8 protein-coding genes are annotated in these 7,726 nt (G+C 51.5%); 3 read left to right on the top strand and 5 right to left on the bottom strand.

From position 1 onward, the window contains the following. Positions 1 to 127 precede the first annotated feature (127 nt). Both BLV85_RS14990 and hemJ read left to right on the top strand, forming a co-directional pair. Positions 128 to 445: a hypothetical protein gene (locus tag BLV85_RS14990; RefSeq protein ID WP_143032355.1), complete on the top strand. Its 318-nt coding sequence runs from the start codon at positions 128 to 130 to the stop codon at positions 443 to 445. A gap of 265 nt (positions 446 to 710) precedes the next feature. Continuing rightward, complete coding sequence (gene hemJ / locus BLV85_RS13735) at positions 711 to 1,124, top strand: protoporphyrinogen oxidase HemJ (RefSeq protein ID WP_090415804.1); 414 nt, start codon at positions 711 to 713, stop codon at positions 1,122 to 1,124. Between the two features lie 20 nt (positions 1,125 to 1,144). On the opposite strand, the gene def is transcribed toward hemJ, so the two are convergent. Genes def through ligA form a run of 4 tightly spaced genes read right to left on the bottom strand, consistent with a single transcriptional unit; the run spans position 1,145 to position 5,034 of the window. After that, positions 1,145 to 1,678, bottom strand: coding sequence for a peptide deformylase (def, locus tag BLV85_RS13730; protein ID WP_090415803.1), 534 nt, complete (start codon positions 1,676 to 1,678; stop codon positions 1,145 to 1,147). Further along, on the bottom strand, positions 1,668 to 2,414 hold the full coding sequence (locus BLV85_RS13725) for an S-methyl-5'-thioinosine phosphorylase (RefSeq protein WP_090415802.1): 747 nt from the start codon (positions 2,412 to 2,414) through the stop codon (positions 1,668 to 1,670). The genes def and BLV85_RS13725 overlap by 11 nt, the downstream gene beginning before the upstream one ends. Positions 2,415 to 2,432: 18 nt before the next feature. After that, entirely contained in the window at positions 2,433 to 2,978 is a 546-nt protein-coding gene (locus BLV85_RS13720; protein ID WP_090415801.1) for a hypoxanthine-guanine phosphoribosyltransferase, read from the bottom strand. 13 nt (positions 2,979 to 2,991) lie between these two features. Next, the gene (gene ligA, locus BLV85_RS13715) at positions 2,992 to 5,034 is read right to left on the bottom strand and encodes an NAD-dependent DNA ligase LigA (RefSeq protein ID WP_090415800.1); all 2,043 of its coding nucleotides are present in this window, start codon (positions 5,032 to 5,034) and stop codon (positions 2,992 to 2,994) included. Between the two features lie 459 nt (positions 5,035 to 5,493). On the opposite strand from ligA, the gene BLV85_RS13710 reads away from it, so the two are divergent. Continuing rightward, the gene (locus tag BLV85_RS13710) at positions 5,494 to 6,177 is read left to right on the top strand and encodes a Spy/CpxP family protein refolding chaperone (RefSeq protein ID WP_090415799.1); all 684 of its coding nucleotides are present in this window, start codon (positions 5,494 to 5,496) and stop codon (positions 6,175 to 6,177) included. A 138-nt stretch (positions 6,178 to 6,315) separates the two neighbouring features. Here BLV85_RS13710 and BLV85_RS13705 read toward each other — a convergent pair whose 3' ends face one another. Further along, complete coding sequence (locus tag BLV85_RS13705; protein ID WP_090415798.1) at positions 6,316 to 7,557, bottom strand: hypothetical protein; 1,242 nt, start codon at positions 7,555 to 7,557, stop codon at positions 6,316 to 6,318. Positions 7,558 to 7,726 lie beyond the last annotated feature (169 nt).

The following is a 7,726-nucleotide window of genomic DNA, read 5'->3' as shown; positions in this document are numbered from 1 at the left end:
CCCCTACTTTTAGCATCATGGTACGTCCAAAATTTTAAAAGATAAATCTTACCGCCTTAAAGGCGGTGGTTTTAACCTTACTTCGGACTAATAAATTCTCGAGTGTGATGTGGTGCGCCCAGTTTGCATGTCCTTCGCATTTCACGCCATCTACTGGCAGATGTTGCCCATCGATCTCGATATTGCGCAGGATGACATGCTGTGCATCGATGATGCTGACTGTATTGTGGCCACGTCGTCCCAGGAAGACGGCGCGCTTGCCGGATTCTGGTCCGGTGATGATAATGGGGGCATGTGCCTCTCCGCGGAGGCGGTGGATGGGGAGGCCGCGTTGGTAGAGGCCGGGTGTGAGCAGCAACTGGTCGCCAGGCCGAAGATTTCTGAGCTGATGGTGATAATTATCCGGATTTCCCGTGTAGAATTTTCCTGTGGCTACGGGCGATAAAATGCTCAACAAAACAAGTGCTGCCAGGTTTCGGAGGCTATCTCCATACATGGTGCTGTTCTCCTTGCAATATTGCCCGCATGCCGGCAATCGTTGGTATAGGATGCTTGCTTTACGCCTTGCTGTTTGATAGGTTGTCGCGCTGCAAACTGTATCATTGCTTGATTGCGATTTCAGCATGGTGCGCACAACGCAGCCAAGGCCTGGACCGATTGCCGATCCATGCCCATCGATCTAACCATACTTGTTTTCTTAAGGATTATCCATGCTTTGGGTTAAATCATTACATATCATTTTCATGGTCACCTGGTTTGCTGGCCTGTTCTATTTGCCACGATTATTCGTCTATCACGCAATGTGTGACGATCAGCCAGGGAACGAGCGTTTCAAGGTGATGGAACGCAAGCTTTATTATGGCATCATGACGCCAGGCGCATTGCTGACCATTGTGTTCGGTACCTGGTTATGGCTGGGCTATGGCTTTGCGGGTGGCTGGCTGCATGCCAAGCTGGCGCTGGTGGTGCTGTTGGTTGCTTATCATGTCTATTGCGGCAAGCTGCTGCTCGACTTCAAGCATGATCGTAACCGGCATGGCCATGTTTACTATCGCTGGTTCAACGAGCTGCCGGTATTGGTGTTGTTCGCGGTGGTGATACTGGTCGTGGTTAAGCCCTGGTAAGGTTAGGACGGGGCAGGCGATCACTCATCCACGAGCGCTTGCCCTGGAAACAGCGTATCGGTATAGCCAAACTTGCGTAGATCCGTGATCCGCATGGGATAAAGTATTCCGCTCAGGTGGTCGCATTCATGTTGTACGACGCGGGCATGAAATCCGCTGGCGATTCTATCGATGGGATCGCCGGATGGATCGATGCCTTGATAGCGTAGCCGGGTATAGCGTGGCACCAGTCCGCGCATGCCGGGTAGGCTCAAACAACCTTCCCAGTCTTCTTCCATTTGCTCAGTCAGGGGTGTGAGCACTGGGTTGATCAATACGGTAAAAGGCACAGGCTCGGCATCCGGATAGCGGGCATTGTCCTCAACCCCGAAAATAACCACCTGCAAACCGGTCCCGATTTGTGGGGCAGCCAATCCTGCGCCGTTCAGGGCCGCCATTGTGTCTTGCATGTCCTGGAGCAGTGTTGAAAGTGCCGGCGTATGCAGTTGCTCGACCCGCTGGGCAGGCTGCAACAGGCGTGGGTCACCCATTTTTAAGACCGATTTAATCGCCATAGTCTTGTACCAGATGTTCGAGAATATTTCTGACATGTACCATCGATTCTTCCAGAACCGTATAAACCGTTTCCAGAGGGACAGCCTGGGTGCTTTCTCCTCGTCCGGCTGCGTGGTTGGCAACAGCTGCAATGGTGGCGTAAGAAAGGCCCAGTTCTCTAGCCAGTATCGTTTCCGGCATGCCGGTCATGCCTACCATATCCGCGCCATCCCGCTCCAGGCGGTTGATCTCGGCTTCGGTTTCGAGCCTGGGGCCTTGTGTGGCGGCGTATACACCACCGTCGATGACGCTTTCGCCGGCGTGCCGGGCTGCGCGCAAAATGCTGGCGCGTCCGATAGGGCAGTAAGGTTGTGTGAAATCGGTATGGGTGACGGCTTTGTCGGTGCCGTCAAAGTAGGTGAATTTCCGGTCGTAGGTGTAATCGATGATCTGGTCGGGGATGACAATCTTACCGGGTATCATATCCGCGCGAATCCCGCCCACCGATGCGATCGCGATTACCCGGTCAGCCTGCAAGGCATTCAGGGCCCACATGTTGGCACGGTAATTGACAGCGTGTGGCGGAATGGTGTGGCCGTATCCATGTCTTGACAGGAATACAATTTCCTGGCCGTTGATGGTTCCAAATAGCAGCGGGCTGGAAGGCTCGCCGTAGGGGGTTCTCATAATCTGGCGGTGCAATTCCTCTAGCCCAGAGAGTTTGTTCATGCCGCTGCCACCGATAATTGCAATCATAATCGTCCTGCTGAGAGTTTATTGTTTCAAAGCGTAAATCGTGGGCAAGTTCCGCCACATGCCATGTATGTCCATGCCAAAGCCGAAAATATAACGATCAGGCAAAGTGATGCCAGCAAAATCGGCTTGCAAGGGTTTGTCCCTGGCGATCACCTTATCTACCAGTACGGCACTATAAAATGCGCGTGCGCCATTTTTCATTACGCGTTCACGGATCGCAGCCAAGGTCCATCCTTCATCCAGCACATCGTCCAGAACCAGCACCACCCGGTCTTTGAGATCGTCCGGTGGCGCGACTTTCCAGTCCAATTCGCCACCCTGAGTCGTTTCATGATAGCGGGTGCCATGCACGTAACTGAAATGCAAGGGGAAATTCAGCTGGGGTAACAGGTGTCCGGTAAAAATGACTGCACCGTTCATCACGCATAGCACTACCGGGCATTGGTCCGATAGCGTTTTGGCAATGTCTTGCGCCATCTTTCCGATGATGCCTGCCAGTTCCTGGGCTGTGCAAAGTTGTTCTGACTGCTCGAGAATATGCTGTGGAGTCGGGTTTTCTGCCATGAATGCGTGCTCGTTATATGGGGTGTCCTTGGAGTAAGTGTAACAGTTGTGATTCATCCAGAACAGGCACGCCCAATTCGATGGCCTTGGTATATTTACTACCTGGATCTGTACCGGCTATGACATAGTCTGTTCTGGCGGAGACGCTGCCAGTTACTTTGCCGCCTAGCTGCTCGATCTGGTTTTTGGCTTCTTCCCTGGTCATGCCTGGCAGTGTGCCAGTCAGCACAAAGACTTTGCCGGCAATTGCCGGATTATCGCGGGTGGATGGCGGCTTGACTGCATTGCTGCTTTCTTCCCAGCGCATGCCGCTTTGGCGCAGCTGTTCGATGACTTCCCGGTTGTGTGGTTCGGCGAAGAAATCTTCGATACTTTGCGCAACCACTGGTCCAATGTCCGCAATTTGCTGCAATTGTCCTATCGGCATGCACATGAGCTGATCGAGGGTGCCAGCATGGCGCGCGAGCGCTTTGGCTGTTGCCTCGCCGACATGACGAATACCGAGTGCATAAATAAAGCGCGGGAAGGTGGTTTGTTTGCTTTGTTCGATTGCCGCGAGCAGGTTGCAGGCGGATTTTTCGGCCATGCGTTCCAGTTGCGACAGGGTTTTGACATCCAATCGGTATAAGTCAGCGGGGGTTCGGACAAGGGCGCGCTCGATCAGCTGATCGACCAGTTTCTCACCCAGCCCATCGATATCCACGGCACGGCGAGAGGCGAAATGCAGAATGGCTTGTTTTCGTTGTGCGGGGCAGAATAAGCCACCGCTGCAACGGGTGACTGCTTCTCCTGGCAGACGCACTGCTTTCGATCCGCACACTGGGCAATGGTCCGGCATGACAAAAGGCTGAACCGTTGATGAACGCTCCCCGGGCACGGCTGCGACCACCTCCGGGATGACATCCCCCGCCCGCCGGACGATGACTTTATCGCCGATTGCGATCTTTTTTCGTTGAATTTCATCTTCGTTATGCAGTGTGGCGTTGGTGACCGTCACGCCGCCCACAAAAACCGGTGCAAGCCGCGCGACGGGTGTCATGGCACCGGTTCGTCCCACCTGAATTTCTATAGCGAGTAGCTCGGTCACGGCTTCTTGTGCCGGAAATTTATGGGCAATGGCGAAACGCGGTGCGCGCGAGACATAACCCAGTTTTTCCTGTTGGGACAAATTGCCTACTTTGTAGACAACGCCATCGATGTCGTAGGGCAGCGATGTGCGCATTTCCTGTATTTTGTGATAATAGGCAAATACTGCTTCGATGTCGGCGGCGGTGACACTTTCCTGTGCGACCAGAAATCGTTGGGATACCAGGTAGGCGAGGATCTCGCTGTGTTGGCTGAAAACCAGGCTGTTGACCTGATTGGCGCCTATTCCATAGGCATAGAAGGTCAGCTTGCGTGTGGCGGTGATGGCGGAATCGAGTTGGCGCAATGATCCGGCAGCGGCATTACGCGGATTGACGAAGGTTTTTTCGCCTTTTTGCTGCTGCTGTTGATTCAGTCGTTCAAAATCAGCTTTTAGCATGATCACTTCGCCGCGCACCTCCAACAGGCCTGCTGCATGAGGGGTTTGCAATCGCAGCGGAATGGATGGGATGGTGCGCAGATTCAAAGTGATGTCTTCCCCGGTGTAACCATCCCCTCGGGTGGCGCCTTTTGTGAAAATGCCGTCCTCGTATATCAGATTGACAGCCAAGCCGTCGAATTTGGGTTCGACTGCATAGTCGACCAGATCGATCGCAAGTGCATCCCGGATGCGCCGATCAAAACTCCTGACTTCATGCTCGGTGAATGCGTTGGCCAGCGATAGCATGGGTGTGTGATGCGCGAGTTGACCAAATGCCTTCAATGGCGGTGCTCCTACCCGCTGGGTGGGAGAATCCGGTGTGATCAGGTGGGGGTATTGCTGCTCAAGCTGCTGTAGCGTTCGGAACAGCTGATCGTATTCCGCATCCGGAATAGTGGGCGCATCTTGTACGTAGTAGCGATAATCATGCGCGGCAATTCGCGCGCGTAAAGCCTGTAAACGCTCTTTGATCGTTTTGTCAGAGTCCATGAATGCTGCAGGTGATAGTTGATAATGTAAAGCCCTCTACGCTCTTTTCAGGTTCAGCGTGGCCATCGTACAAGGGTGCGTTTAAGCACCATAAAACCGGCGAGGAACTATCCTGAGTATCATACATCCTAGGAGGCTGTCCGAGTATAGACTGATCTACTGCGGACGAACCTGCCAGGCTGGATTTTTCGATCCTTTTCGTTGAATAGAACCACTATTCGCGTCAAATGATCTAAAAATCCCGCTCAGCCAGCTTCGCCCTCGCTACGATCGCTATTCTCGGACAGCCTCCTAGTGAAAATTGGGGCGTGGCAGAGAATGTATTCGGGATGCACGATTATAGCCATCCCACAAGCAGGATACAGGGCCTATTGGTTATGAGTATTGCTAAATTTATGCGGCATACCATATTAGCTGTGATATTGTATTTCTACGCTTTCTAACACAGGAGGAGCAATTATGAATATCAGATCAACCAGTCTGTCCTTTTTGGTGGGGGCCTTGTTCGCAACTTCCGCTTGGGCGGCTTCCGCCACGCCTTCCATGATTGATTTGTCCTCCAGTCAGGATCAAGTCAGACCGCTTATTTTGACTGAAGCGCATCAGCATCAGGAGCGTGAAGGCCGTGGCGAAGGCCGGGGAGAGGGCAGGAAAAGACAAGGTCAGGCAGATCAAGCAGGTCAAGCAGGTCAGGGCGGCCACGGTGCTCATGGCGGCGGTAAACATGGCGGTGGTAAGCATGGTGGCGATAAACATGGCGAGAAGAAAGCCAAGAAAGACAAGAAGGACAAGGGGCATGGACACCATGGTTATGCACATATTGTTGCGACCCATGCTGATGCGCTCGGGCTTTCAGATGAGCAGCTTGGTAAAATTGCACGCCAGCACATGAGAGACGATAAGGAGCATAAACGCCTTAAAGAAAGTATGAAGCAGAGCATGAAAGCGCTCCGTAAGGCGATTATGGATCCCGGAAGTGATGAAGAAACCATACATGAACTTGGAAAATCGCATGTGAAAGAATTCAGCGCCATGGTCAGACACCATGTTCGGGAACGAAAAGCAGTGCATGAAGTGCTGACACCCGAGCAACTGGAGCAACTGCAGTCGATGGAAATAAGCCATGATGATCATGATCATTGAGTCGCATCAGATGTAACAAAAAATGCATGATATGTGAAGAAGGGCAGAAGGCCGTGATTGGCTTTCTGCCCTTTTGTACATTTTGTTGAAGCGATGCGTTATCGGCCTGGCCTGCAAAGAAGCCGTTTGATGACAAAATTAGAAAACAAAACCGATATCTCCTGATAGATCCACTCCGGAAACCCCAACCAAGGTGACCGTGCCATGGGCTGTTCCGTCAACATCGACTATGATGGTGGTATTAACACCATTGTCTTCGATAGCCAGATCATCATAAGCCGACACACCTGTGACAGCAAAAATGATCTGATCTCCATCGCTTTGGCGAAAATCATAAATAAAATCATTGCCAAAGTTATTCATGAAAACGAAAGTATCCGCGCCGCCCTGAGTGATGCTAGGATCGCCAAAATCTCCCCACATATGATCGGTTGCATTGGTTCCACTGATCAGAATGTCATTGCCGGCCTTGACATGTGCTTTCTTGTTTAGATTAAGCTTGCTTTCGATGTTGGCAGCGAATTCAGAAAAATTTATGCCGGCAATATTGTCGGGAAGACGATCCATGGCAGTGTTCAGGATCTCGTTGCTGTTGATGCCTGTCAGTTCATTGAACTTGTCCAGGATCTCGTCGATAGTAATAGAAACGCTAATTTCCCTGGCATCGCCATACAAATAATTGGTGACGGTATTCCCAATCTCGCCATTACCATCTCCGCCCTGGAGTATGTCGTTGCCGCCTTTAGCATGGCCTGACATAATCAGGGCATCACCAGCCAGAATATTGACGATATGTCCAACACCGAGATTATTCCCGCCGATTAACTCATCATTACCCCCCTTGGCGTGGTTGAACATCCCCAAAGCATCACCGGTCAGGATATTCATGACGCTTCCAATGCCTGCATTATCGCCGCCAACCAGCACGTCATTGCCGCCCTTGGAATGATCGAACATCAGTGCTGTATCACCTGTCAGGCCATTGATAACGGCGCCATTGATGTTATGACCACCGGTCAGCACATCGTTACCACCTTGGGCATGATTGAACATCACACCAGAATCACCGGCCAGGCCGTTAACGAGAAGGCCTCCATGACTGTTATTGCCGCCGGTTAGCGTATCGTTACCACCTTTAGCGTGATTAAACATCAGTCCAGAGTCGCCTATGAGGGCGTTAACCAGAATCCCGCCATCGCTGTTATTTCCACCCAGTAATGTATCGTTGCCGCCTTTAGAGTGATTGTGCATGAATGCAACATCACCGATAAGCAGGTTGATAGAACCATTATCCGTGCCATTCAATATCTGATTCTTGCTTTTCTGATGGCCCGTGAGCGCTGGATTCTTATCGGGATCACCGAATTGTATTACTGCCATTTAGTAAACCTCCGTTTTAAAGCATATGCTCTTCATTGGCATCAAATGACTCTTTTGCGTTGCTTGAATATTCTTTTATTAGTCCGAAGTAAGGTTAAAACCACCGCCTTTAAGGCGGTAAGATTTATCTTTTAAAATTTTGGACGTACCATGATGCTAAAAGTAGGGG

The organism is Nitrosomonas halophila, from assembly GCF_900107165.1.
In the GTDB taxonomy this organism is placed as follows: Bacteria; Pseudomonadota; Gammaproteobacteria; order Burkholderiales; family Nitrosomonadaceae; genus Nitrosomonas; species Nitrosomonas halophila.
This window is presented reverse-complemented; position numbering and strand designations above follow the sequence as displayed.

Coding starts and splice junctions, on each gene's coding strand:
- BLV85_RS14990 (WP_143032355.1), top strand. CDS start 128: ATGTCCTTCGCATTTCACGCCATCTACTGGCAGATGTTGCCCATCGAT.
- hemJ (WP_090415804.1), top strand. CDS start 711: ATGCTTTGGGTTAAATCATTACATATCATTTTCATGGTCACCTGGTTT.
- def (WP_090415803.1), bottom strand. CDS start 1,678: ATGGCGATTAAATCGGTCTTAAAAATGGGTGACCCACGCCTGTTGCAG.
- BLV85_RS13725 (WP_090415802.1), bottom strand. CDS start 2,414: ATGATTGCAATTATCGGTGGCAGCGGCATGAACAAACTCTCTGGGCTA.
- BLV85_RS13720 (WP_090415801.1), bottom strand. CDS start 2,978: ATGGCAGAAAACCCGACTCCACAGCATATTCTCGAGCAGTCAGAACAA.
- ligA (WP_090415800.1), bottom strand. CDS start 5,034: ATGGACTCTGACAAAACGATCAAAGAGCGTTTACAGGCTTTACGCGCG.
- BLV85_RS13710 (WP_090415799.1), top strand. CDS start 5,494: ATGAATATCAGATCAACCAGTCTGTCCTTTTTGGTGGGGGCCTTGTTC.
- BLV85_RS13705 (WP_090415798.1), bottom strand. CDS start 7,557: ATGGCAGTAATACAATTCGGTGATCCCGATAAGAATCCAGCGCTCACG.